Here is a 24,174-nt window from a genome sequence, read left to right as displayed (position 1 = left end):
GCCCGAATAAAGAAGTTGATGGCGTAAAGAATGAATACACAAGATTTGGCAAAACTGCGTTCCATAGTGCCCGAGATGCGTCGCGTCCGGCACATTCACTTTGTCGGCATCGGCGGTGCCGGTATGGGCGGTATTGCCGAAGTGTTGGCGAATGAAGGCTACCAGATTAGCGGCTCCGATCTTGCGCCGAATCCGGTGACTCAGCAGCTGTCGCAGCTTGGCGCCACCATTTATTTCAACCATCGCCCGGAGAACGTGCGCGATGCCAGCGTTGTCGTGGTGTCCAGCGCGATCTCCGCGGATAACCCGGAAATCGTCGCCGCGCACGAAGCGCGCATTCCGGTGATCCGCCGCGCGGAAATGCTGGCGGAACTCATGCGTTTCCGTCACGGGATTGCGATTGCCGGTACTCACGGCAAAACCACCACCACCGCGATGGTATCCAGCATTTACGCCGAGGCCGGCCTCGATCCGACCTTCGTCAACGGCGGGCTGGTGAAGGCGGCGGGCGTGCATGCCCGTCTTGGCCATAGCCGCTATCTGATTGCGGAAGCGGACGAGAGCGATGCGTCGTTCCTGCATCTGCAGCCGATGGTCGCCATTGTGACCAACATCGAAGCTGACCATATGGATACCTATCATGGCGACTTCGAGAACCTGAAGCAGACCTTTATTAACTTCCTGCACAACCTGCCGTTCTACGGGCGCGCGGTGATGTGCGTGGATGACCCGGTGATTCGTGAACTGCTGCCGCGCGTCGGCCGCCAAATCACCACCTATGGTTTTAGCGATGACGCCGACGTACGCATTGAAGAGTATCGTCAGGTCGGCGCGCAGGGCCATTTCCGCCTGGTACGCCAGGACAAAGAGGTCATGCAGGTGACGCTGAACGCGCCGGGTCGCCACAATGCGCTTAACGCTGCCGCGGCCGTTGCCGTCGCGACGGAAGAGGGCATTGAAGACGAGGCGATTCTGCGAGCCTTAGAAAGTTTCCAGGGCACCGGCCGCCGCTTCGACTTCCTTGGCGAATATCCGCTGGCGGAAGTCAACGGCAAGAGCGGTAGCGCGATGCTGATCGACGATTACGGTCATCACCCGACGGAAGTCGACGCCACTATCAAAGCGGCGCGTGCCGGCTGGCCGGATAAAAATCTGGTGATGGTATTCCAGCCGCACCGTTATACCCGTACTCGCGATCTGTACGATGATTTCGCCAACGTGCTGACCCAGGTCGATGCGCTGCTGATGCTGGATGTGTATCCGGCGGGCGAAGCGCCGATCCCAGGCGCCGATAGCCGCTCGCTGTGCCGTACGATCCGCGGTCGCGGCAAAGTTGACCCGATTCTGGTTTCCGATCCGGCGCAGGCCGCGGAGATGCTGGCGTCGGTATTGACCGGCGACGATCTGGTGCTGGTGCAGGGCGCCGGCAACATAGGAAAAATCGCACGTCACCTGGCTGAAATCAAACTGGTACCGCAAAAAACGGAGGAGGACCGCCATGGCTGATAAAATCGCGGTTCTCTTCGGCGGAACCTCCGCTGAACGTGAAGTCTCGCTGAATTCAGGCGCGGCGGTGTTGGCCGGGCTGCGTGAAGGCGGGGTGGATGCCCACCCGGTCGATCCGCGCGACGTTGATATCACCCAGCTAAAAAACATGGGCTTTCAGAAAGCGTTTATTGCCCTGCACGGGCGCGGCGGCGAAGATGGCACGCTGCAAGGCCTTCTTGAGCTCATTCAACTGCCGTACACCGGTAGTGGCGTAATGGCTTCCGCCATTTCGATGGATAAACTGCGCAGCAAATTACTGTGGCAGGGGGCGGGATTACCGGTCGCGCCGTGGGTTGCATTGACCCGCGCCCAGTTCAACGCAGGACTTTCTGCTGGCGTTAGTGAGCAGATTGCGGCGCTGGGGCTGCCGGTTATCATCAAGCCGAGCCGCGAAGGGTCCAGCGTCGGCATGTCGAAAGTTAGCGAAAGTTGTGCAATGCAGGATGCATTGGCGCTGGCTTTTCAGCATGATGATGAAGTTCTGATTGAGAAATGGCTTAGTGGCCCGGAATTTACCGTCGCTATCGTCGGTGAAGAAATTTTACCGTCAATTCGTATCCAGGCGGCTGGAACCTTCTATGATTATGAGGCGAAGTATCTCTCTGATGAGACGCAATATTTCTGCCCTGGTTTTGAGGAACCTGCCCGCGAGACAGAAATCCAGAGCCTGGTGCTTAAAGCCTGGAATGTTCTGGGTTGCAAAGGATGGGGACGTATTGACGTGATGCTGGACAGCGATGGCCAGTTTTATCTGCTGGAAGCGAACACCTCACCGGGGATGACCAGCCATAGTCTGGTGCCGATGGCGGCCCGCCAGGCGGGGATGAGCTTCTCGCAGCTTGTTGTACGAATTCTGGACCTGGCGGGGTGATATGTCGCAGGCGGCGCTGAATACGCGGAACCAGGAAGAAGAGTCGATTGCTTCTTCGCGTCGGAATAATGGAACCCGGCTGGCAGGTATCGTTTTCCTGCTGGCGGTGTTGTGTACCGTGTTGGTCAGCGGATGGATGGTTCTTGGATGGATGGAAGATGCGCAGCGTCTGCCGTTGTCGAAAATGGTCGTCACCGGCGAACGTCACTACACGCGTAACGATGATATCCGTCAGGCTATTCTGGCGTTGGGCTCGCCGGGCACTTTTATGACTCAGGACGTCAATATCATCCAGAGTCAAATTGAGCGCCTGCCGTGGATTAAACAGGCGAGCGTAAGAAAACAATGGCCCGATGAATTGAAGATTCATCTGGTTGAATATGTGCCGATTGCGCGCTGGAATGATCAACATATGGTAGACGTCGAAGGAAATTCTTTCAGCGTGCCGGCGGATCGTACCAGCAAACAGAACTTACCGATGTTATACGGCCCTGAAGGCAGCGAAAATGAAGTGCTGCAGGGATACCGCGACATGGGGCAGGTGCTGGCAAAGAATAAGTTCACGTTGAAAGTGGCGGCAATGACCGCGCGTCGCTCCTGGCAGTTGACGCTTAATAACGATATTAAGCTCAACCTTGGCCGCGGCGACACCATGAAACGGCTTCAGCGCTTTATGGAACTCTACCCGGTTCTTCAGCAGCAGGCACAGACCGACGGCAAACGGATAAGCTACGTTGATTTGCGCTATGACTCGGGTGCGGCGGTAGGTTGGGTACCTGCTCCCGTAGAGGAAAATAATCAACAACAGAATCAGGCACAGGCAGAACAACGATGATCAAGGCGACGGACAGAAAACTGGTAGTTGGACTGGAGATTGGCACCGCGAAGGTTGCCGCTTTAGTAGGGGAAGTTCTGCCCGACGGTATGATTAATATCATTGGCGTGGGCAGTTGCCCATCGCGCGGCATGGATAAAGGCGGGGTGAATGACCTCGAGTCGGTAGTGAAATGCGTACAGCGCGCTATCGACCAGGCTGAACTGATGGCCGATTGCCAGATCTCATCAGTGTATCTGGCGCTTTCAGGCAAGCATATTAGCTGTCAAAATGAGATTGGCATGGTGCCTATCTCCGAAGAAGAGGTGACGCAGGATGACGTGGAAAACGTCGTTCATACCGCGAAATCGGTACGCGTACGCGACGAGCATCGCGTACTGCACGTCATCCCGCAGGAATACGCCATCGACTACCAGGAAGGTATTAAAAACCCGGTAGGGTTATCCGGCGTGCGTATGCAGGCGAAGGTACATCTGATTACCTGCCATAACGATATGGCGAAAAACATTGTTAAAGCGGTTGAACGTTGTGGTCTGAAAGTTGACCAACTTATTTTCGCCGGTTTAGCGGCCAGTTATTCCGTATTAACGGAAGACGAACGTGAGCTGGGTGTCTGCGTAGTGGACATCGGCGGTGGTACAATGGATATCGCCGTGTATACCGGCGGCGCGCTGCGTCACACCAAAGTGATCCCTTACGCGGGCAACGTGGTGACCAGCGACATCGCCTATGCCTTCGGTACGCCGCCGAGCGACGCCGAAGCCATCAAGGTTCGTCACGGTTGCGCATTAGGTTCAATCGTCGGTAAAGACGAAAACGTGGAAGTACCGAGCGTGGGCGGACGTCCGCCGCGTAGCCTGCAGCGTCAGACGCTGGCAGAGGTGATTGAACCGCGTTATACCGAACTGCTCAATCTGGTTAACGAAGAAATCCTGCAGCTGCAGGAACAGCTCCGTCAGCAAGGGGTCAAACACCATCTGGCGGCGGGGATTGTTTTAACCGGCGGCGCCGCGCAAATCGAAGGCCTGGCGGCCTGCGCGCAGCGCGTGTTCCATACGCAGGTACGCATTGGCGCGCCGCTGAACATTACCGGTTTAACGGATTACGCTCAGGAGCCGTATTATTCGACGGCGGTTGGGCTGCTGCACTACGGAAAAGAGTCACATCTCAGTGGTGAAGCAGAAGTCGAAAAACGCGTGACGGCGTCAGTGGGCTCGTGGATTAAGCGACTCAACAGCTGGCTGCGAAAAGAGTTTTAATTTTTTAAGAGAACGCAGACAATTAGCGTTCTCAGGCGACAGGCACAAGACGGAGAGAAACTATGTTTGAACCTATGGAACTGACCAACGACGCGGTGATTAAAGTCATCGGCGTCGGTGGCGGCGGCGGTAATGCCGTTGAACACATGGTGCGCGAGCGCATTGAGGGTGTTGAATTCTTCGCGGTGAACACCGATGCGCAGGCGCTGCGTAAAACGGCTGTTGGCCAGACTATCCAGATCGGTAGCGGTATTACCAAAGGTCTGGGTGCAGGCGCGAACCCGGAAGTTGGCCGCAATGCGGCTGACGAAGACCGTGAAGCGCTGCGCGCTGCGCTTGATGGCGCGGACATGGTCTTTATCGCGGCGGGTATGGGCGGCGGTACCGGTACCGGTGCGGCGCCAGTGGTCGCGGAAGTGGCGAAGGATCTGGGTATCCTGACCGTTGCGGTCGTCACTAAGCCATTTAATTTCGAAGGCAAGAAGCGCATGGCGTTTGCTGAGCAGGGGATCACCGAGCTGTCCAAGCACGTTGACTCACTGATCACCATCCCGAACGACAAGCTGCTGAAAGTACTGGGTCGCGGTATCTCTCTGCTCGACGCTTTCGGCGCGGCGAACGACGTACTGAAAGGCGCGGTGCAGGGTATTGCCGAACTGATTACCCGTCCGGGTCTGATGAACGTCGACTTCGCGGACGTTCGTACCGTGATGTCGGAAATGGGCTACGCAATGATGGGCTCCGGCGTGGCGAGCGGTGAAGACCGTGCGGAAGAAGCGGCTGAAATGGCTATCTCTTCTCCGCTGCTGGAAGATATCGATCTGTCCGGCGCGCGCGGCGTACTGGTCAACATCACCGCTGGCTTCGACCTGCGTCTGGATGAGTTCGAGACCGTCGGTAACACTATCCGCGCCTTTGCTTCGGATAACGCGACCGTGGTTATCGGTACCTCTCTGGACCCGGATATGAACGATGAACTGCGTGTAACCGTTGTTGCCACCGGTATCGGTATGGACAAGCGTCCGGAAATTACCCTGGTGACCAACAAACAGGTACAGCAGCCGGTAATGGATCGCTACCAGCAGCACGGTATGGCTCCATTAACTCAAGAGCAGAAACCGGTCGCGAAAGTGGTGAACGACAATACGCCGCAAACCGCGAAAGAGCCGGATTATCTGGATATTCCAGCTTTCCTGCGTAAGCAAGCCGATTAAGAATTGGCTGGAAGTTGGGCATCTGCGCTCTTTGTGCTAAACTGCCCTGCCGAATGTATAGTACACTTCGGTTGGATAGGTAACTTGGCGAGATTATACGATGATCAAACAAAGGACTCTTAAACGTATTGTTCAGGCGACTGGTGTCGGTTTGCATACCGGCAAGAAAGTCACGCTGACTTTACGCCCTGCGCCGGCAAATACCGGGGTCATCTATCGTCGCACCGACTTGAATCCACCGGTTGATTTTCCGGCTGATGCCAAATCTGTGCGTGATACCATGCTCTGTACTTGCCTGGTGAACGAGCATGACGTGCGGATTTCTACAGTCGAGCACTTAAATGCTGCACTGGCTGGCCTGGGCATCGACAACATTATTGTTGAAGTCGATGCGCCGGAAATCCCGATTATGGACGGTAGCGCCGCTCCGTTCGTTTATCTGTTGCTGGATGCCGGCATCGATGAACTGAACAGCGCCAAGAAATTTGTGCGTATCAAAGAGACGGTTCGCGTTGAAGATGGCGACAAATGGGCTGAGTTTAAGCCGTACAATGGTTTTTCGTTGGACTTTACCATCGACTTTAACCATCCGGCGATTGACTCCAGCACCCAACGCTATGCGCTGAACTTCTCGGCCGATGCGTTCATGCGTCAGATTAGCCGTGCTCGTACTTTCGGTTTCATGCGTGATATCGAATATCTGCAGTCCCGTGGCCTGTGCCTGGGCGGCAGCTTCGATTGTGCCATCGTTGTTGACGATTATCGCGTACTGAACGAAGACGGTCTGCGCTTTGAAGATGAGTTTGTACGCCACAAAATGCTGGATGCGATCGGTGATCTGTTTATGTGTGGTCACAACATTATCGGCGCATTCACGGCGTTCAAATCCGGTCACGCGTTAAATAACAAACTGCTGCAGGCTGTTCTGGCAAAACAGGAAGCCTGGGAGTATGTGACCTTCGAAGACGACGCAAAACTGCCGCTGGCATTCCGCGCACCGTCAATGGTTCTGGCGTAAGCCTGACCATTCAGTAAATTCGACTGGTAACCTGGTACTCTCTCCGTCCAGGGAACCAGTCGTTTTTCTTTTTAGCCTCCCCAAACCGCTTTTCACTGCGTTTCGCTGGCAATAACCTGTGCGCGTTCGCTGCTTTATTAAGCGTTTTACCGCAGCATTAGCGTTCATTCCTGCTGTCTCGGCGCGGTATTAATGTTAGTATTTGGGCGCAAAATTTTTCTCTGGGTTGCTTTATCCTGTCGATTTCAGGCTGTACTGCGAAGACCGCCAATAAAATGGACCGCCTGAAAGGACGCAGGAATACCAACTAAAGGTAAAGAAAGTGAGTGGATTGCTGACGCGTTGGCGACAGTTTGGCAGACGGTATTTTTGGCCGCATCTCCTGTTGGGGATGGTCGCGGCTAGCCTCGGCCTGCCTGCGCTTAACAACAGCCACGAAACCACTACGCCGGCGAAAGCCACGGCCAGCAACCATAACCCGAATAAAGTTAACTTCTCCCAGCTGGCGCTGCTGGAGGCCAACCGTCGGCCGAACTTTACCGTCGATTACTGGCATCAGCATGCGATTCGCACCGTCATTCGCCATCTGTCGTTCGCGATGGCGCCGCAGGCTTTGCCGGTGGCGGAAGAATCGTCGCCGCTTCAGGCTCAGCATCTGGCCCTGCTCGATACGCTCAGCGCGCTGCTGACCCAGGACAGCAGACCGCCAGTGGTTATCCGCCAGGCAGCTTATATCCCTTCCTCTTATTCTGTCTTCCGCGTCAGCGCCTGGATAAGCCAGGTAGCGGGGATCCGCGCAGGGCCTCAACGTCTCAGCTGAAAATAAACACGGACCATCCTATTTTTTTACTCCGCACCGCGGGGCGTTTGAGATTTTATTATGCTAATTAAAATGTTAACTAAGGTGTTCGGTAGCCGTAACGACCGTACGCTGCGTCGTATGCGCAAAGTCGTCAATATCATCAACGGTATGGAACCGGCGATGGAAAAGCTCTCTGATGATGAGCTGAAAGCCAAAACCGGAGAATTCCGCGCGCGTCTGGAGAAAGGTGAAAGCCTGGAAAGCCTGATCCCGGAAGCTTTTGCCGTGGTGCGCGAAGCGAGTAAACGCGTCTTCGGTATGCGCCACTTCGACGTGCAGCTGCTGGGCGGTATGGTACTGAACGACCGCTGCATCGCGGAAATGCGTACTGGTGAAGGTAAAACCCTGACCGCGACCCTGCCTGCCTACCTTAACGCGCTGACCGGTAAAGGCGTTCACGTCGTTACCGTCAACGACTATCTGGCGCAGCGTGACGCCGAAAACAACCGTCCGCTGTTCGAATTCCTCGGTATGAGCGTGGGCATCAATATGTCCGGCCTGCCTGCGCCGGCGAAGCGTGAAGCCTACGCGGCCGACATCACCTACGGTACCAACAACGAATACGGCTTCGATTATCTGCGCGATAACATGGCGTTCAGTCCGGAAGAGCGCGTACAGCGTAAACTGCACTATGCGCTGGTGGATGAGGTGGACTCCATCCTGATCGACGAAGCGCGTACCCCGCTTATCATTTCCGGCCCGGCTGAAGACAGCTCCGAAATGTATCGCAAGGTGAACAAAATTATTCCGCACCTGATCCGCCAGGAAAAGGAAGACTCCGACACCTTTACCGGTGAAGGCCACTTCTCCGTGGATGAGAAAGCTCGCCAGGTTAACCTGACCGAACGCGGTCTGGTACTGATCGAAGAGCTGCTGGTGCAGGAAGGCATCATGGAGGAAGGCGAATCGCTGTATTCTCCGACCAACATTATGCTGATGCACCATGTTACCGCCGCGCTGCGCGCCCACGCGCTGTTTACCCGCGACGTTGACTACATCGTGAAAGATGGCGAAGTCATCATCGTCGATGAACACACCGGCCGTACGATGCAGGGGCGTCGCTGGTCCGATGGCCTCCACCAGGCGGTAGAAGCCAAAGAAGGGGTGGAGATCCAGAATGAGAACCAGACTCTGGCATCCATCACCTTCCAGAACTACTTCCGCCTGTACGAGAAGCTGGCGGGGATGACCGGTACCGCGGATACCGAAGCCTTTGAATTCAGCTCCATCTATAAACTGGATACCGTTGTCGTCCCGACTAACCGTCCGATGATCCGTAAGGATATGGCGGATCTGGTCTACATGACCGAAGCGGAAAAAATTCAGGCGATTATCGAGGATATTAAAGATCGTACCGCTGCCGGTCAGCCGGTGCTGGTCGGTACTATCTCAATCGAAAAATCTGAAGTGGTTTCCCGTGAACTGACGAAAGCCGGCATCAAGCACAACGTCCTGAACGCCAAGTTCCACGCCAGCGAAGCGGATATCGTCGCCCAGGCGGGTTATCCGGCTGCGGTTACCATCGCCACCAACATGGCGGGTCGTGGTACCGATATTATGCTCGGCGGTAGCTGGCAGGCAGAAGTCGCCGCGCTGGAAAATCCAACGCCGGAGCAGATTGAAAAAATCAAAGCTGACTGGCAGGTGCGCCACGATGCGGTCCTGGCCGCAGGCGGTCTGCACATCATCGGTACCGAGCGTCATGAATCCCGTCGTATCGATAACCAGCTGCGTGGCCGTGCTGGCCGTCAGGGTGATGCCGGTTCTTCCCGCTTCTACCTGTCGATGGAAGATGCTCTGATGCGTATCTTCGCCTCCGATCGCGTATCCGGCATGATGCGTAAACTGGGGATGAAGCCGGGCGAAGCTATCGAGCACCCTTGGGTGACCAAAGCGATTGCCAACGCTCAGCGTAAAGTGGAAAGCCGCAACTTCGATATTCGTAAACAGCTGCTGGAATATGATGACGTCGCCAACGATCAGCGTCGCGCTATCTATACCCAGCGTAACGAGCTGTTGGATATCTCCGACGTGAGCGAAACCATCAACAGCATCCGCGAAGATGTCTTCAAAGCCACTATTGATGCGCATATTCCGCCACAGTCGCTGGAAGAGATGTGGGATATTGAAGGCCTGCAGGAACGTCTGAAAAACGACTTCGACCTTGAGCTGCCAATCAAAGAGTGGCTGGATAAAGAGCCGGAGCTGCACGAAGAGACCCTGCGTGAACGTATTCTGCAGAGCGCGGTAGAAACCTACCAGCGTAAAGAAGAAGTGGTCGGCGCCGAAATGATGCGTCACTTCGAGAAAGGCGTCATGCTGCAAACGCTGGATTCCCTGTGGAAAGAGCACCTGGCGGCGATGGACTACCTGCGCCAGGGTATCCATCTGCGCGGCTACGCGCAGAAAGATCCGAAGCAGGAGTACAAGCGCGAATCCTTCTCGATGTTTGCCGCTATGCTCGAATCGCTGAAGTATGAAGTTATCAGCACGCTGAGCAAGGTACAGGTGCGGATGCCGGAAGAAGTCGAAGAGATGGAACAGCAACGTCGCGAAGAGGCGGAGCGTCTCGCGCAGATGCAGCAGCTGAGCCATCAGGATGACGATACACTGGCTGCCGCCTCGCTGGCTGAACAGACCGGCGACCGTAAAGTCGGGCGTAACGATCCGTGCCCGTGCGGTTCCGGTAAAAAATACAAACAGTGCCACGGCCGTCTGAGCTAAGGGCTGATAAAAAGCAAACCAGGGCGCAGATTTCTGCGCCTTTTTTATGGAGCTGATTCAATGAAAAAACTGCAAATCGCCGTCGGGATAATTCGCAATCCGCAAGGCGAAATTTTTATTACCCAGCGTGCCGCAGACGCGCATATGGCTAATAAACTGGAATTCCCCGGCGGCAAAATAGAATCAGGTGAGACGCCGAAACAGGCGCTGGTACGTGAACTGCAGGAAGAAGTCGGGATTACGGTGACGACGTCCACGTTGTTCGACAAACTGGATTATCAGTTCCCTGACCGCCATATCACGCTATGGTTCTTCCTGGTGGAAAACTGGCAAGGCGAGCCGTGGGGCAAAGAAGGGCAACCGGGGCAGTGGATGGCGCAGCAGGCGCTGGATCCGCAGGCATTTCCGCCGGCGAACGAGCCGATTATCAATAAACTTATTACGCTTGCCTGAGCGCCGTGCAACCCGGCGCTGGCCTGAAATGCTAATCCGGATCGTCCCGGATTAGCGATAGGGAAGGTTACTGCTGCGGCTCGCTCCAGTCATCGCTATCAGACAAGTCGCCGGAACTGGGTATACGTTTCTCTTCCGCCGCCCACTCGCCAAGATCGATAAGCTGGCAACGCTTCGAGCAAAACGGGCGAAACGGGCTTTGTTCGCTCCAGACGACGTTTTTACCGCAGGTTGGGCAGTTAACGATAGTCTCTTCTGACATAGTATCTCCTTAGCAACAAGCCAGTTCAAAATCAAAGCGTTCCGGCACGATGCCATGCTCGCTGTCCAGCGGCAGGAAACGGATAGCGAAGCGGCTTTTATGGCCGGAAATTTGCGGATACAGCTGGCTTGCGAGATCCAGGCGCAGGCGCAGCAGATCGGCATCGTCGCCGTTATCCTGATAAAAGCCATTGAGGCTGGTTTGCTTACGGAAAGGCGCAGAGTTACGAATCAAATCAAGGATCAACTCCAGCGACTGCATCAGCGGCGTCAGGCTCGCTAACCATCTCGCCACCTGCTCATCACGATATTCCTGCGGCATATGCAGCCAGATATGTAGCGTTGGTAAATCAAAGCCGCAACAGCCGCCGGGGATGCTCAGACGCTGGCGCACCAGGCCAATCAATCGATCTTCACGAAGAAACTGGCCAATGCGCGGAGCGGAAATCAAGGTGCTGCCGGACTGTTTAAGCTGCTGACGCAGAGCATCAATACGCTGCTGGTCGACACCGGGCACTTCGGCCCAGGTTTGTAATTTCCGCTGTTGTCGCTCCAGCTCTTTCAGCAGATCGGTACGCACTTCACCGCGTTCCAGCACGTCCAGGAGATCGCCGGTATTGCGGAAAAAATGGAGGGCGTCCGCGTAACTGGCGATGGTGGGGCGAGAAGAGAGCTGCTGAAATAAAAATTCAATGCGCAGCCAGGTGCGCATTTTCTCATTGAGCGGATGTTCGAAGAGAACAGGGGTATGCATTACGATTTTTCCTGTGAGGCGGCCTGCGATGCCAGCATTAAATACTTTTCGTGCAGGCGGGCGACGTGGGATGCGACGGCATCCGCGGAGCCCATGTTTTCAATAACATCATCCGCTGCGGCAAGACGCTGTTCGCGCGTCGCCTGGGCGGCAAGAATATGTTCAGCGTGTTCGCGACTGACCCCATCGCGGCGCATGGTGCGCTCGATTTGCGTCTCTTTCGGCACATCGACAACCAGTACGCGATCGGCTTTATCGGTCAGGCGGTTTTCGACCAGCAAGGGTACGACCCAGAGGAGATAAGGCGAGGTTGAGGCCTGCATCTGACGGCGCGTTTCTTGCTGAATCAGCGGATGCAGCAGCGCGTTAAGCCAGGCCTTGTCCTCGCTATGAGCAAAAATACGCTCGCGCAAGCGGCGGCGATTCAGGCAGCCATCGTCGTTGATCATCTGTGGACCAAATCTTTCGGCGATGGCGAGCAGGGCAGGTGTACCGGGTTCTACAACCTGGCGCGCAATAATATCGGCGTCGATAACGGTTACGCCCAGGTGAGCAAATTCGTCGGCAACGGTACTTTTACCGCTACCGATGCCGCCTGTTAACGCTACCGTATACCCCATACACTTCAATCCCGATGTCACATTATTGTTCAAAACCCTGGCGATTCACCACGCCCGTCAGGCGCCGGGGATAGCTTAATCGAGATTTTGCTAAATCGAAAAAGTATCCATAATGTGAATCGTTACTTTCTTTATATATGAAAATCAATTGGTTAAAAATGATGCACTGGTAAGGAAAGCACACGAGCGTGTTTTTCGCTATTCACCAGGTAAATTTAAACGATTGTAGCGTAAAAAAAGTGAAAATCGCAGTCTTGCGCGGCTATGATTCGTGCGTATGATAGCGTCACTGGAGTTGTGCTCTCACATTAATGCAATTAACCCCAGGAATTCGCACATGCGTATTGAAGAAGATCTGAAGCTAGGTTTTAAAGACGTTCTTATCCGCCCGAAGCGCTCTACCCTCAAAAGCCGTTCTGATGTTCAGCTGGAACGTGAATTCACCTTTAAGCATTCAGGCCAGACCTGGTCCGGCGTACCGATTATCGCCGCTAACATGGATACCGTCGGCACCTTCAGCATGGCGAAAGCCCTGTCCGCTTTTGGAATCCTGACCGCCGTGCACAAGCACTACAGCGTTGAAGAATGGCAGGCGTTTGCGCAGAGCGAATCCGCAGAAGTGCTGCAGCATGTGATGGTTTCCACCGGCACCTCTGACGCGGACTTTGAAAAAACTCAGCAGATCCTGACACAGAACCCTCAACTGAATTTCGTATGCATCGACGTGGCTAACGGCTACTCTGAGCACTTTGTTCAGTTCGTGGCGAAAGCCCGCGCCGCCTGGCCGCAAAAAACCATTATTGCCGGCAACGTAGTGACCGGTGAGATGTGTGAGGAACTGATTCTTTCCGGCGCTGATATCGTTAAAGTCGGCATCGGCCCTGGCTCCGTCTGTACTACCCGCGTGAAAACCGGCGTTGGCTACCCGCAGCTGTCTGCGGTGATTGAATGCGCCGATGCCGCGCACGGTCTCGGCGGCCAGATCATCAGCGATGGCGGCTGCACTATGCCGGGCGATGTCGCGAAAGCTTTTGGCGGCGGCGCCGATTTCGTGATGCTCGGCGGGATGCTGGCGGGCCACGAAGAGAGCGGCGGTACCGTGGTTGAAGAGAACGGCGAAAAATTCATGCTGTTTTACGGTATGAGCTCTGAATCGGCGATGACTCGCCACGTCGGCGGCGTCGCGAAGTACCGCGCGGCGGAAGGCAAAACCGTTAAGCTGCCGCTGCGCGGCCCGGTTGATAATACCGCGCGCGACATCCTCGGCGGCCTGCGTTCAGCATGCACCTATGTCGGCGCTTCCCGCCTGAAAGAGCTGACCAAACGCACAACCTTTATCCGCGTCCAGGAACAAGAGAACCGCGTGTTCAACAGCCTGTAAGGACGATGGCTGGCGCTTTAGCGCCAGCCATTAACTTCCCATCCCGCCGAGCGCGTCTCCCAAATGAAAAATGGGGAGATACATCGCTACCACCAGTACGCCAACGATCGTTCCGGTCACCGCCAGCAGTAATGGCTCCAGCAGCGTCGCCAGATTATCCGCCTGTTGATGAGTTTGCTCGCTATGATGGCGCGCCAGGTTATCGAGCATCGTATCCAGCGATCCCGATGCCTCGCCGGTACGAATGAGCTGCAGACACAGTAAGGTGAATCCGCCGCAATTCGTTAGCGCCTGCCAGATTGGTTGGCCGTGGATGATATCTGCGCGCGCCTGTGCAATCCGCTGCCGCCACAGCGGGCACCCCATGGTTTCCTCCACGCTCTCCAGCCCTTGTACAAAGCTGATGCCCGCGCTTTGGGTCAGTGAAAGAATGGTAAATATCTGGCTCAGCTGTTGGCCGTTGATTAGCCGACCGGCAATCGGAATCGCGTGTAGTAACTTTTGCCTTAACAGCAGCCAGCGTGGCCGATGCCGGGCCAGTCGGTTGAGAAATAGCGGAATAGCAAAAAGCGGCGGCAGCAACGGCCAGTAGCGGGCCAATGCATCGCCGATGTGAATGACCATTTGCGTCAGCAAGGGGAGCGGCGTATTGAAGGTCCGATAGATAGCGGTGAATTCCGGCAGCACGAAAAACAACATTGCCATGACCACCGCCAGCGCCAAAGTCAGAATCACCATTGGGTAGCGCAGCGCCTTCTTTACCTTTTCTGTCAGACGCTGCTGTTCCTGCTGCTGTAGCGCGAGCTGAAAGCAGCAACGTTCCAGCTTACCGGTGAGCTCGCCGGTGCGGATCATCGTCAGATAGAGCGGCGGAAAGACCCGCGGCCATTGCGTCAGGGCGCTGGAGAGAGAAACACCCTGCGCCAGTTCCTGCGCCAGCATTCGCAGCAGCGCCTGCCACTGTTTGTACAGCTGTTGTTGGGCCAGCAGCTCCAGCCCTTCGGCCAACGGTAAGCCAGCCTGCAGCAGCGTGGCAAGCTGGCGGATAATCTCGCAGCTATAGCGCGGACGCCACAGTGAACCCTGTACCGTTTGGCGCCGCAGCGCCAGCAGCAGTATCCGCTGCTGTTCCAGTGATGCCAGCGCCTGTGCGCGCGTCTCTTGCCAGAGTGCCCCTTCGCACGGCATTCCTTGCTTATCCATCCCGCGCCACTGCCAAAGCTGCTTAGTCGCCATGTGGGATCCCCAGAACGCGCACGACTTCTTCCAGGCTGGTCAACCCGCGCTCCACCGCTTCACAGCCGCTTTCAAACAGCGTCATCATGCCAGCTTCGCGGGCCAGCGTTTCGATTTCCGCCGCGCTGAGATCGCGATTAATGGCCTCGCGTAGCGCGCTATCCACCGGCAGCAGTTCGAATAAGGCCAGGCGGCCGTAGTAACCGTGGTAGCACTGCGGACAGCCAACCGCCAGCCAGCCGGGCAATGGGCGTGGCCAAAGACTGTGCGGCACTTCGGTAGGGCGGCCGCCATCGCGCCGGCAGTGGGGACACAGTTTTCGCACCAGCCGCTGGGCGACCACCAGCGAAAGCGCTGAGGAGATCATCCAGCGCGCCACGCCCATTTGTTGCAGGCGAATCAGCGTTTCGCTGGTGGAGTTAGTATGTAATGTAGAGAGCACCAGATGCCCGGTTTGTGCGGCCTTAATGGCGATTTCCGCGGTCTCGGCATCGCGAATTTCTCCAACCATGACGATGTCCGGATCCTGACGCAGTAGCGCCCGCAGGACGCTCTGGAAGGTGAGGCCGGATCGCGGATTGATCTGCGTTTGGTTGAGACCGATTAGCGGGATCTCCAGCGGATCTTCCACGCTGCAGATATTAACCTCTTCGCGATTCCGCGCCTGCAGCGCGCTATACAGGGTGACGGTTTTGCCGCTACCTGTCGGCCCGGTAACCAGTAGCAACCCCTGCGGCTGGTTCAATGCGGCGCGGAAAAAAGCAAGCTGACGAGAGGAGAGCCCCAGAGCTTCCAGATCCAGCGCCTGCTCCACCTGGTGTAATAAACGCAGGACGATTTTCTCCCCGCCGCGGCAGGGGAGGGTTGCAATGCGAAAGGAGACCGTGCGCCCGGCCAGCGTCAGAGTGAACTGTCCATCCTGCGGTAGACGATGCTCGGCAATATCGAGGTTGCCCAGCACCTTAAGCCGTGCGGCCATTGGCGCAGCCAGCGCGGCCTCAAGTAACGGCAGGGCATGCAACACGCCATCGACACGCAGGCGTATCCGCAGCTGTTTTTCCGCCGGCTCAATATGAATATCAGAGGCACGCTGGCGCAGCGCCTGCTCCAGAATTTGATTCAGCAGATCGGTTACGCCCCGGGTGTTACCCGTGGCGGACTCTGATGCTGACTGTTGCGCCTCGTGCTGATGCTTATCCATTCGATCCTGGCTCCAGCATTCAATATCGATACGCTTTTGGGTAGCGAAGCGCAGCGCTTCCATCAGTTCTGGCGCCGGCGTATCCACGACGGCGATAACGATGGTCTGCTCATCGCTTTTCAACAAAATGGCGTGATGGCGCTGACAGAGTGAGAGTAGCTGTTCGCTTTTCATGGCTGTCACCTCAGTTAAAGCGGAAGACATCTTCGCAGGCCTGCTTTAGCGCGCTGTCATCGCCGATGGCGCAGACGCGCTGCCAGCCGGTGATGCCGTTGGCATTATCCCAGGAAGGGGTCAGGGTGACGGCCAGTCCGTTCAGACTCTCCTGCCCGGTCAGGGTGACCACGCCCTGGGCGACGCTCATCGCCGATACATAGCGGGTAGTCGACGGCGAGGGAATACCGTTGCTGCCGCCATCGCAGCTGGTTAGTCCGCCGTGGTCCAACGCGCACAGTTCTATTGCCGTACGGTAGGGCACAAAGGTTTGCAGCATATCGGTGAGGGCGGCTTTGCGTAGGTAGTTCTGGTAGGCAGGGATGCCGATGGCGCTGAGGATGGCGATAATGCCGATAACCACCATTAATTCGATCAGGGTAAAACCACGTTGCTTATCCATAAGTCACTCCTTGTTGGTTGTGGGGTGACTTTGGCGCGATTACGTTGCGGCGGCGAGGAGGAAAAATACGCTTAGGATGCAGGCATCCAGCTTTTCGGTAGTGCTTTCAAAGATGCATGCGAAGCGTGCGAGGCGTCTCGCAAAAATAGCCCCGATACCCGGTGGATATCGGGGAGAGAATTAACGAAAACGCATGGACAGGTCGAGCGCCCGCACGTGCTTAGTGAGTGCGCCGACGGAAATATAGTCAACGCCGGTTTCCGCGAATTCGCGAATGGTATCGAAGGTGACGTTGCCGGAGACTTCCAGCGCCGCCTGGCCGTTGGTACGTTTCACCGCCTCGCGCATCAGGTCGGTGGTGAAATTGTCGAGCATGATGATATCAGCGCCGGCTTTTAACGCTTCGTCCAGCTCATCCAGCGTTTCGACTTCGACTTCCACCGGTACGTCCGGGTGCAGCCAGAAGGCTTTTTCCACCGCCTGGCGTACCGAACCGGAGGCGATGATGTGGTTTTCTTTGATCAGGAAGGCGTCAAAGAGGCCAAGACGGTGGTTCGCGCCGCCGCCGCACAGCACCGCATACTTCAGTGCGGTACGCAGGCCTGGTAACGTTTTACGCGTATCAAGCAGCTGCGTTTTGGTGCCTTTGAGCAGGTCGACGTAGCGGCGCACTTCGCTTGCTACCCCAGAGAGGGTCTGCACGAAATTTAGCGCGGTGCGCTCGCCGGTCAGCAGCACCCGCGACGGGCCGTCCAGTTCGAACAGCGGCTGATCGGCTTTAACCGTATCGCCGTCAGCCACGTGCCAGGTGATGCTGACATCGTCGCCGGCAAGCTGAATGAAAACTTCTTCTACCCAACGCTTACCGCAGAATACCCCATCTTCGCGGGTGATGACGACGGCGTGAGAGCGCGCGTCCGACGGCAATAATTGCGCGCTAATATCGTTGTTAGCGTCAACTTCGCCGCCCAGATCTTCGCGTAGTGATTGCGCGACGGCGTCGGTAATATCGAGATTAATACGTTCCAGCAGCGCGTCACGGCGGCGGTCGGGGCTGTAGCGACGAGGCGTCATGATAAAGCTCCAGATAGATAAGATTCAGAAGTGGGAAACATGCTAACCTGAACCACGTTTCTGTACCACACATACCCAATGGATTTCGCGTCGCCTGTGGGGCCGCCGGGATCCACGTTTGCGAAAGGAGATTCCCCATGCAGTTGAATGGCGGATGGCTGGTGGGCGCGCGTCGGGTGCCTTCGCCGCATCACGATTGCCGTCCGGACGATGAAAACCCTTCTTTACTGGTGGTACACAATATCAGCCTGCCGCCGGGGGAGTTTGGTGGCCCGTGGATTGACGCGCTATTTACCGGTACGTTGGATGCCGACGCGCATCCTTACTTCGCCGGGATTGCTCATCTGCGCGTTTCGGCGCATTGTCTGATTCGCCGCGATGGCGAAATAGTCCAATATGTGCCCTTTGATAAGCGCGCATGGCATGCGGGCGTCTCAAGCTATCACGGCCGCGAGCGCTGCAATGATTTTTCGATAGGCATTGAGCTGGAAGGGACGGATACTCAGGCCTACACCGAGGCGCAGTACCAGCAGCTAGCGGCGATTACCCGGGCGCTTATCCAGCGTTATCCTGGTATTGCTGATAATATTACCGGCCATTGCGATATCGCGCCGGTACGCAAAACGGATCCCGGCCCGGCCTTTGATTGGGCAAAATACCGCGGTATGTTGGCCGCATCGTCACATAAGGAGATACCATGACGTTGTTTACTACGCTGCTGGTTCTCATCGCCGAGCGTCTGTTCAAGCTTGGCGAGCACTGGCAGCTCGATCATCGCCTGGAGGTACTGTTCCGCCGCGTGAAGCATTTCTCGCTGTTCGGCACCGTGCTGATGACCGTCGTCGCGGTGGCGGTGGTATATGTTATTCAACGCCTGCTACAAGGGCAGCTATTTAACGTACCGCTGCTGGTGTTCTGGATTTTGCTTGGCCTGCTGTGTATTGGCGCGGGTAAGGTGCGCCTGCATTATCATGCCTATCTGAAGGCGGCGGCGAACAACGATAGCCACGCCTGCGATTCGATGGCCAGCGAGCTAACGCTTATTCACGGCGTGCCGCCGGGCTGCGATCGCCAGGAGTATCTTCGTGAACTGCAGAACGCGCTGCTATGGATCAACTATCGCTACTATCTCGCGCCGCTGTTCTGGCTGGTGGTCGGCGGCCCGTGGGGGTTATTGACGTTGACGGCCTATAGCGTCCTGCGCGCCTGGCAGACCTGGCTTGCGCGCTATCAGACGCCGCGCCATCGTTTACAGTCCGGCATTGACGGTATTCTGCATATTATCGATTGGGTGCCGGTGCGCCTGGTTGGCGTGGTATACGCGCTGCTGGGTCACGGCGAAAAAGCGCTGCCAGCGTGGTTTGCCTCGTTAGGCGACCGTCACTCTTCACAGTATCAGGTATTAACTCGTCTGGCCCAGTTCTCGCTGGCCCGCGAGCCGCACGTCGATGCGGTTGAGACGCCAAAAGCGGCGGTTTCCATGGCGAAGAAAACTTCGCTGGTGGTGGTGGTGATTATGGCGCTGCTGACCATCTACGGGACTTTGATTTAACAGCCCGAAGCCAGGCGCTGACGGGCTTGGCGCACTCATGTCGCCGGATGGCGCTGCGCTAATCCGGCCTACGGTCCGCGGCCCGGTAAGCCAGAAGCGGTAGCCCTGCTAAGCGCAGCGCAAGCAGGGAAAATCCCAGCGGTGGCGTTGGATCCCGGACGGCTTGCTGTTCATTCTCTACAGCGTATCAGCAGGCGGGATGCCGAAATCGGGCATCCCGTTTTCTTGCCAGCGTACCAGCTTTAGCCGGGTGTGACGGTTAGGATCGTACAGCGGGTCGCCTTCGATTTCGGTGTAGTTGCGCGCGTGGTACACCAGCACATCTTCCCCCTCCGGCGTTTGCGTAAAGCTATTATGGCCGGGACCATACTGGCGGTTTTCATAGCTGGTACGAAATACCGGCTGTGGGGATTTATGCCAGTTTTCAGGCATCCGCGGGTCGGCTTCACGGTCGATCCATAATAATCCCATGCAGTAGTTTTCATCGGTCGCGCTGGCGGAATAGCTGATAAACAGCTTATCGCCGTGTACCAGCACCGCAGGTCCCTCATTGACCATAAATCCCCGGCATTCCCAGGCGAACTCCGGCTTGCTCAGCATGAGCGGCGCGCCTTTTAGCGTCCACGGGTTTTCCAGCTCCGCCAGATAGAGATTGGTATTGCCGGCGATCTGCGGGTCTTTCTGCGCCCATAAATACCAGCGTTTCCCTTGATGGCAGAAAGTAGTGGCATCGAGGGCGAAAGTATCGAACGGGGTGACGATTTGTCCTTTTTCCTGCCAGCGGCCGCTGAGCGGATCGCTGTCGGTACACTCAAGGGCGAACATCCGGTGCTGGAACATCCCCTGGGCGTCGAGGTCATGGGTCGGGGCGGCGGCGAAATAGATATACCACTTGCCGTCGATGGGGTGGAGCTCCGGCGCCCAGATCAGCTGGCTCATCGGCCCGCTTTGCGGCTTGCGCCAGACGGTCACCGGCTCGGCTTCACGCAGGCCTTCCAGCGTAGCGGCGCGGCGGATCTCCAGCCGATCGTATTCCGGTACGGAGGCAATAAAATAGTAGTGGTCTTTATGGCGCAGGATAAAAGGGTCCGCGCGTTGTTCAATAAAGGGGTTAGGCCAGTTGTTCATCAGGCTTTCCTTACGTGTTCACTGGTTTTCAATTCCTGGAGTTCATTCAGTTCGCTGTAGTTACTGCGGCGTTTTTCCAGATCGCTCTGGATTTGGCGCATCAGATTGCGGTCAACTTTCAGCAGGCGTACGACGCCTGCGGTAATCAGGTAGCCAACGCCGGGGATCACAGAGAACAGCAGCACGATACCGTTTAGCGCCGAGGCGCTTTGCTGCTTCGCGCCGGCATCGTAGCCGTACCACGACAGCAGGAAACCCACCATGGCCCCGGCGACCGCCAGCCCCACTTTCAGGAAGAACAGATTGCCGGAGAAGCTGATGCCGGTGATCCGTTTACCGGTTTTCCACTCGCCGTAGTCATCAACGTCGGACATCAGCGACCAGTGCAGCGGCGACGGGATTTGATGCAGGATATTGAGCAGGAAGTAGAGTGCCAGAATCAGCGTCGTGGCATGCGGATTAAAGAAGTAGAACGCGCAGGAGAAGACCGCCAGTACAATGTTGGTCCAGAAAAAGACCTGCAGTTTACACCAGCGGTCGGTCAGCACTTTCGCCAGCATGCTGCCGATCATCATGCCGACCACGCCAAGGCTGATAAACAGGGTGGCGAAGTGGGTAGTTTGCCCCATCACCCAGGTGACGTAGTACATGGTGGCGGCCATGCGGATAAAGCCGGGGCAAACGTTGCACAGGGTTAAGAGCAAAATGCGAACCCACTGGTCGTTTTTCCACACGTCTTTGAGATCTTTTTTCAGCTCGTCGTTGGTTTGGACCGCCGGGCGGATGCGCTCGCGTACGGTGGCGAAGCAGAACAAAAACATACACATGCCGATGAATGCCAATACGGTCATCGCCAGTTGATAACCTTTGGCTTTATCAGCGCCGCCGAACCACTCCGCCATAGGCAGCAGAGTCAGAGAGAGCAGAAGCGTCGCGATACCGACCAGCACAAAGCGGTATGACTGGCAGGCGACACGTTCTTGCGGGTCGGATGTCATCACCGTCCCCAAAGAGCAGTAGGGGATGTTAATCGCGGTATAGGTTATCGACAGCAGGAAGTAGGTGACGAAGGCATAGATAACCTTGCTGTTGTAGGTCCATTCCGGGGTGGTGAACATCAGCACGCTGAACAGGGCGTAGGGGAAGGCCATCCACAGCAGCCATGGGCGAAAGCGGCCATATTTACTGCGTGTGCGGTCGGCCATCGCCCCCATGATCGGGTCGGTGACGGCGTCGATGACGCGCACCGAAAGCAGCAACACCCCAACCAGCGCCGGGGCAAGACCAAAAATATCCGTATAAAAATAGTTAACGAACAACATGATGGCGCCAAAGATAATGTTACATCCGGCATCGCCCATCCCGTAGCCAATCTTTTCTTTCAGCGAAAGTTTATTGCCTGTCATCCTGGAACTCTCCATTGCAGTCTGGAGAGAATTATTGGTCTTAGCGTCGGGAATTACGTTGCAGTAATCCGTCATCGATATGGATAAAACTGTTACAGGAAGGAAAGTGTGAAGCAGATAACAATGCGCCGTGCCCGTCGCTAAAGGACGGACACGGCGTGACGAGATGTATTATTGTGCTTTTACGACGCCGGCGCTTTTCTGTTTAAACAGATAGCCAACGCCGAGAACGGCAATCCATACCGGTATCAGCCACACCGAAATCGCCATCCCCGGGGTCATCAGCATGATGGCCAGTACCGCGACCATAAACAGCAGGCATACCCAGTTACCCAAGGGGTAGAACAGCGCCGGGAAACGTGTTTTCACGCCTTCCTGCTGCTTGGCGCGACGGAATTTGATGTGCGCGAGGCTAATCATCGCCCAGTTAATCACTAGCGCGGAGACAACCAGCGCCATCAGCAGTCCGAACGCCGATTCCGGCGCCAGGTAGTTGATCAGCACGCACAGCGCGGTGACTACGGCGGATACCATAATGGTGTTGACTGGTACGCCGCGTTTATCGAGAGTCAGCAGCGCTTTCGGCGCATTACCCTGCTGCGCCAGGCCGAACAGCATACGGCTGTTACAGTATACGCAGCTGTTGTAAACCGAGAGCGCGGCGGTCAGCACCACGATGTTGAGGGCGTTTGCCACCAGCGTGTCGCCGAGTTCGTGGAAGATCAGGACGAACGGGCTGGTATCGGCGGTGACGCGCGTCCACGGCAGCAGTGAGAGCAGCACGGCCAGGGAGCCTACATAGAAAATAAGGATACGGTAGATAACCTGGTTGGTGGCTTTCGGGATGCTCTTTTCCGGGTTGTCCGCTTCCGCCGCGGTGATACCCACCAGTTCCAGGCCACCGAAGGAGAACATAATGATCGCCATCATCATTACCAGCCCGGTGAAGCCGTGCGGCAGGAAACCGCCCTGATCCCACAGGTTACTGACCGTCGCCTGCGGGCCGCCGTTGCCGCTGAACAGCAGCCAGGCGCCGAACAGAATCATGGCCACTACCGCGACGACTTTAATAATCGCGAACCAGAATTCCATTTCGCCGAACACTTTTACGTTGGTCAGGTTAATGGCGTTAATAGCGATGAAGAAGACTGCTGCCGAAGCCCAGGTAGGGATTTCCGGCCACCAGAACTGGATATATTTGCCGACGGCGGTCAGCTCCGCCATGGCGACAAGCACATACAGCACCCAATAGTTCCAGCCGGAGGCAAAGCCTGCAAAGCCGCCCCAGTACTTATACGCAAAATGGCTGAATGAACCGGCTACCGGTTCTTCGACGACCATTTCGCCGAGTTGACGCATGATCAGGAAGGCGATAAACCCGGCGATAGCATAGCCGAGAATAATACCAGGACCTGCAGATTGAATCACTGACGCACTACCCAGGAATAAGCCCGTACCGATAGCGCCTCCTAGCGCAATGAGCTGTATATGGCGGTTCTTCAAGCCGCGCTTGAGTCGATCGCCATGCTGTTGACCTTCCATCATGAAACCTCGTGTATGGTTATTATGTTTATACGCTTCATCCTTCAGGTTGCTGCTTTGCTGTCCGTCTCTGCCAAATAGCATAGTTAGCTAATTTCAAGGCGTTTGAGGCCAGTTTTTACCCGAGTGACGCAACGCACACATTGTTGTGTTTGTGTAATTATGAAATTCCATTTTTGTATTTATTTCTTTACGGAAAGCAAAGCGGAAATTCCCTCAAAGACCTTTCGCCTGATGAAGAATAATGGTAAGGGCGTGCGAATGCACCTGCTTTATGAAGGGATGATGACGGAACGAACAAAAAGACACCGTTTGTCATTTTTTCTTACCACCGCCGCCGCTACCCTTAATTGGTTATCTATTCACTTTATTGGTTTATAAATGCACTTTTTTGCTTCTTGAATCGGTTCAGAAAGCGTAATTTTTCGTTTATATAAAGTTAATGCTACCCCTTGCTGGGTAAATGTAAGTTTTGTGCAAGGTTACATTTCTGAAACGTTATTTCTGTAAGGTTGTTAAAAAAGGCCAGGTTTACTGATTTCAATCAAAACCTGTATGGACAGGAGGTGAATACTTTGTTACTTTAGCGCTACGAACTTTAAATTGGTAAGACCAATTG

22 protein-coding genes are annotated in these 24,174 nt (G+C 55.8%); 12 read left to right on the top strand and 10 right to left on the bottom strand.

The annotated features are described in order from the left end of the window. Window positions 1-30: 30 nt before the first annotated feature. From murC to mutT, 9 genes are all read left to right on the top strand, one after another. Window positions 31-1,506, top strand: a complete 1,476-nt coding sequence (gene murC, locus KGA69_RS02100) for a UDP-N-acetylmuramate--L-alanine ligase (RefSeq protein WP_020079611.1) — start codon at window positions 31-33, stop codon at window positions 1,504-1,506. Further along, entirely contained in the window at window positions 1,499-2,419 is a 921-nt protein-coding gene (locus KGA69_RS02095; RefSeq protein WP_045390016.1) for a D-alanine--D-alanine ligase, read from the top strand. The genes murC and KGA69_RS02095 overlap by 8 nt, the downstream gene beginning before the upstream one ends. Before the next feature lies 1 nt (window position 2,420). After that, entirely contained in the window at window positions 2,421-3,254 is an 834-nt protein-coding gene (gene ftsQ / locus KGA69_RS02090; protein ID WP_015368242.1) for a cell division protein FtsQ, read from the top strand. Then, window positions 3,251-4,513, top strand: a complete 1,263-nt coding sequence (gene ftsA / locus KGA69_RS02085; protein WP_002888625.1) for a cell division protein FtsA — start codon at window positions 3,251-3,253, stop codon at window positions 4,511-4,513. The genes ftsQ and ftsA overlap by 4 nt, the downstream gene beginning before the upstream one ends. A gap of 62 nt (window positions 4,514-4,575) precedes the next feature. Beyond that, complete coding sequence (ftsZ, locus tag KGA69_RS02080; RefSeq protein WP_004857884.1) at window positions 4,576-5,727, top strand: cell division protein FtsZ; 1,152 nt, start codon at window positions 4,576-4,578, stop codon at window positions 5,725-5,727. 100 nt (window positions 5,728-5,827) lie between these two features. After that, window positions 5,828-6,745, top strand: coding sequence for a UDP-3-O-acyl-N-acetylglucosamine deacetylase (lpxC, locus tag KGA69_RS02075; protein ID WP_015368241.1), 918 nt, complete (start codon window positions 5,828-5,830; stop codon window positions 6,743-6,745). A 322-nt stretch (window positions 6,746-7,067) separates the two neighbouring features. Then, window positions 7,068-7,565: a secA translation cis-regulator SecM gene (gene secM / locus KGA69_RS02070; protein WP_020079609.1), complete on the top strand. Its 498-nt coding sequence runs from the start codon at window positions 7,068-7,070 to the stop codon at window positions 7,563-7,565. 60 nt (window positions 7,566-7,625) lie between these two features. Further along, window positions 7,626-10,331 (top strand): preprotein translocase subunit SecA, encoded by a 2,706-nt coding sequence (gene secA / locus KGA69_RS02065; RefSeq protein ID WP_015368239.1) that lies wholly within the window; start codon window positions 7,626-7,628, stop codon window positions 10,329-10,331. Between the two features lie 60 nt (window positions 10,332-10,391). Then, window positions 10,392-10,784 carry an 8-oxo-dGTP diphosphatase MutT gene (mutT, locus tag KGA69_RS02060; protein ID WP_213292767.1) on the top strand — a complete coding sequence of 131 codons (393 nt, stop codon included), beginning with the start codon at window positions 10,392-10,394 and terminating at the stop codon, window positions 10,782-10,784. A 67-nt stretch (window positions 10,785-10,851) separates the two neighbouring features. Here mutT and yacG read toward each other — a convergent pair whose 3' ends face one another. Genes yacG through coaE form a run of 3 tightly spaced genes read right to left on the bottom strand, consistent with a single transcriptional unit; the run spans window position 10,852 to window position 12,419 of the window. Beyond that, window positions 10,852-11,046 (bottom strand): DNA gyrase inhibitor YacG, encoded by a 195-nt coding sequence (gene yacG / locus KGA69_RS02055; protein ID WP_015368237.1) that lies wholly within the window; start codon window positions 11,044-11,046, stop codon window positions 10,852-10,854. A 9-nt stretch (window positions 11,047-11,055) separates the two neighbouring features. Beyond that, a complete protein-coding gene (zapD, locus tag KGA69_RS02050; RefSeq protein ID WP_032709885.1) occupies window positions 11,056-11,799 on the bottom strand; it encodes a cell division protein ZapD in 744 nt (247 codons plus the stop codon). Then, on the bottom strand, window positions 11,799-12,419 hold the full coding sequence (gene coaE / locus KGA69_RS02045) for a dephospho-CoA kinase (protein WP_045390022.1): 621 nt from the start codon (window positions 12,417-12,419) through the stop codon (window positions 11,799-11,801). The genes zapD and coaE overlap by 1 nt, the downstream gene beginning before the upstream one ends. Window positions 12,420-12,756: 337 nt before the next feature. On the opposite strand from coaE, the gene KGA69_RS02040 reads away from it, so the two are divergent. Next, window positions 12,757-13,800 carry a GMP reductase gene (locus tag KGA69_RS02040; RefSeq protein WP_045390025.1) on the top strand — a complete coding sequence of 348 codons (1,044 nt, stop codon included), beginning with the start codon at window positions 12,757-12,759 and terminating at the stop codon, window positions 13,798-13,800. Between the two features lie 30 nt (window positions 13,801-13,830). Here KGA69_RS02040 and hofC read toward each other — a convergent pair whose 3' ends face one another. From hofC to nadC, 4 genes are all read right to left on the bottom strand, one after another. Continuing rightward, window positions 13,831-15,036 (bottom strand): protein transport protein HofC, encoded by a 1,206-nt coding sequence (hofC, locus tag KGA69_RS02035; protein ID WP_213292766.1) that lies wholly within the window; start codon window positions 15,034-15,036, stop codon window positions 13,831-13,833. Then, window positions 15,026-16,411, bottom strand: a complete 1,386-nt coding sequence (gspE, locus tag KGA69_RS02030) for a type II secretion system protein GspE (RefSeq protein ID WP_213292765.1) — start codon at window positions 16,409-16,411, stop codon at window positions 15,026-15,028. Before gspE ends, hofC begins: the two co-directional genes overlap by 11 nt. Before the next feature lie 10 nt (window positions 16,412-16,421). Continuing rightward, window positions 16,422-16,853 carry a prepilin peptidase-dependent pilin gene (ppdD, locus tag KGA69_RS02025; RefSeq protein WP_020079603.1) on the bottom strand — a complete coding sequence of 144 codons (432 nt, stop codon included), beginning with the start codon at window positions 16,851-16,853 and terminating at the stop codon, window positions 16,422-16,424. A 180-nt stretch (window positions 16,854-17,033) separates the two neighbouring features. Beyond that, window positions 17,034-17,927, bottom strand: a complete 894-nt coding sequence (gene nadC, locus KGA69_RS02020; protein ID WP_015368230.1) for a carboxylating nicotinate-nucleotide diphosphorylase — start codon at window positions 17,925-17,927, stop codon at window positions 17,034-17,036. Window positions 17,928-18,064: 137 nt separating this feature from the next. Here nadC and ampD point away from each other — a divergent pair, with 137 nt between their 5' ends. Beyond that, window positions 18,065-18,628, top strand: a complete 564-nt coding sequence (gene ampD, locus KGA69_RS02015; RefSeq protein WP_047042669.1) for a 1,6-anhydro-N-acetylmuramyl-L-alanine amidase AmpD — start codon at window positions 18,065-18,067, stop codon at window positions 18,626-18,628. After that, window positions 18,625-19,479 carry a beta-lactamase regulator AmpE gene (gene ampE / locus KGA69_RS02010; RefSeq protein WP_047050168.1) on the top strand — a complete coding sequence of 285 codons (855 nt, stop codon included), beginning with the start codon at window positions 18,625-18,627 and terminating at the stop codon, window positions 19,477-19,479. Before ampD ends, ampE begins: the two co-directional genes overlap by 4 nt. Window positions 19,480-19,656: 177 nt before the next feature. Here ampE and KGA69_RS02005 read toward each other — a convergent pair whose 3' ends face one another. From KGA69_RS02005 to aroP, 3 genes are all read right to left on the bottom strand, one after another. Continuing rightward, the gene (locus tag KGA69_RS02005) at window positions 19,657-20,607 is read right to left on the bottom strand and encodes a glycoside hydrolase family 43 protein (RefSeq protein WP_213292764.1); all 951 of its coding nucleotides are present in this window, start codon (window positions 20,605-20,607) and stop codon (window positions 19,657-19,659) included. Then, complete coding sequence (locus KGA69_RS02000) at window positions 20,607-22,013, bottom strand: glycoside-pentoside-hexuronide (GPH):cation symporter (RefSeq protein WP_045390044.1); 1,407 nt, start codon at window positions 22,011-22,013, stop codon at window positions 20,607-20,609. Before KGA69_RS02000 ends, KGA69_RS02005 begins: the two co-directional genes overlap by 1 nt. Window positions 22,014-22,184: 171 nt before the next feature. Then, window positions 22,185-23,558, bottom strand: a complete 1,374-nt coding sequence (gene aroP, locus KGA69_RS01995; protein ID WP_161801884.1) for an aromatic amino acid transporter AroP — start codon at window positions 23,556-23,558, stop codon at window positions 22,185-22,187. Window positions 23,559-24,174: the final 616 nt, after the last annotated feature.

Origin of the sequence: Klebsiella sp. A52 (assembly GCF_018388785.1) — a bacterium.
Lineage (GTDB): Bacteria > Pseudomonadota > Gammaproteobacteria > Enterobacterales > Enterobacteriaceae > Klebsiella > Klebsiella aerogenes.
The sequence above is the reverse complement of the archived record's forward strand: the minus strand, read 5'-3'. Positions and strand labels throughout refer to the sequence as shown.